We start from the raw sequence: 1,209 nt of genomic DNA on the forward strand, positions 1-1,209 counted from the left end.
GAAGCAGGACACCACTGTCAAAGTCGGGATCAAGAACAAGCGCAAGGGGTGCGGCTGGAGTGACCGTTACCTGTTTCACATTCTCGGGCTGATCAAATAATGTTCATGCGTTTGCCCTGCCTTGTTAGCCATTACTACTGCATACCACGATTTGAACAAGTAAATTGAAGTCCATTGTCTAACCCTCGCTTGTATGTAATTACTATAGTAGTTGGCTTGCCTTCAGATACTGAGCCAAACGTAGCAGAATTAGCAGAGACACTTTCACTAGCATTCGAAATCCATCCGTAGTCCAGTACAATGCCATCATTAGTGCGATTTAATCCATAGAACACCATTTTTCCTTTTTTATAGTAGCTTGATGGCGCAACAACTACTGCTTCGTCCCGAACCCAATTAACTTTGGGGATGCTTTTATCTACATTCCATCCAGCCTTCCTTAAAGTAGACACTAACTGATCTTTCGAATAGACCCCCTGACATTTAAATTCTAAACCGCTCGGAGTAATCTGGGACCAGTAGCCGGTATGCTCTGAAGCATGAGAAGAGAGCGACATGAATAGAAATGTTAGGAATGCCGTTAATTTTAAGTCTAGCCTGTTGATTAGTTTCATTTTACACTCTCCCTATTAATCTGCTCAACGGGGTTTGAGGGCTCAATGAGACTTCTTTCCTTTTTGACTTCTTCGCCATTTCTTTCAGTTAGCCCATTTCTTGAGTACTCCACCATGGTTTTATTCGATAATACGAACGCAACTAAGAAAACTCCTAAAGCAACCATTACAAGGCCAGGAGAGGTGACGGATAGGCTCCCTTTAAAGTCTCCTTGCTCAGCATTCAACTCGACTTTAGATTCTGCTGCTCTAAGAACATACAGCGCACCTGTGAAAATTAGCAAAAACGACAAAAACAGAGCAGATGTTTTTGCAACGGAAAAATCCCAAGCTCTGGAATAGGTTAGGATGCTTGCATGATCTATGTATTTTGGATCTGCCAAGGCCATTCCTATACCATCACGATAATTTGAATACTGAAATATTAAGTTGGATGCTAGCAGAGCGATTAAACACAGCAGCACTAAGGCAACAGCGCTGAATATGGCAATGTCCAATTTGTTCGTAGACTTCCCGCTCATACTATCCCTCCATGATGGCTAACATTTTTATCGTAGCCTCGCAGGCCGATTTACCTGAGGCCAGTATTTCCTGA

At 42.7% G+C, this 1,209-nt stretch carries 2 protein-coding genes; both read right to left on the bottom strand.

Translation table 11 applies throughout. From position 1 onward, the window contains the following. Window positions 1-134 precede the first annotated feature (134 nt). Complete coding sequence (locus MPRO_RS25680; RefSeq protein WP_158651734.1) at window positions 135-614, bottom strand: hypothetical protein; 480 nt, start codon at window positions 612-614, stop codon at window positions 135-137. Continuing rightward, a complete protein-coding gene (locus MPRO_RS02830; RefSeq protein WP_067286657.1) occupies window positions 611-1,135 on the bottom strand; it encodes a hypothetical protein in 525 nt (174 codons plus the stop codon). The genes MPRO_RS25680 and MPRO_RS02830 overlap by 4 nt, the downstream gene beginning before the upstream one ends. Window positions 1,136-1,209: the final 74 nt, after the last annotated feature.

Source organism: Marinobacterium profundum (assembly GCF_001528745.1).
Lineage (GTDB): Bacteria > Pseudomonadota > Gammaproteobacteria > Pseudomonadales > Balneatricaceae > Marinobacterium_A > Marinobacterium_A profundum.

Coding starts and splice junctions, on each gene's coding strand:
- MPRO_RS25680 (WP_158651734.1), bottom strand. CDS start 614: ATGAAACTAATCAACAGGCTAGACTTAAAATTAACGGCATTCCTAACA.
- MPRO_RS02830 (WP_067286657.1), bottom strand. CDS start 1,135: ATGAGCGGGAAGTCTACGAACAAATTGGACATTGCCATATTCAGCGCT.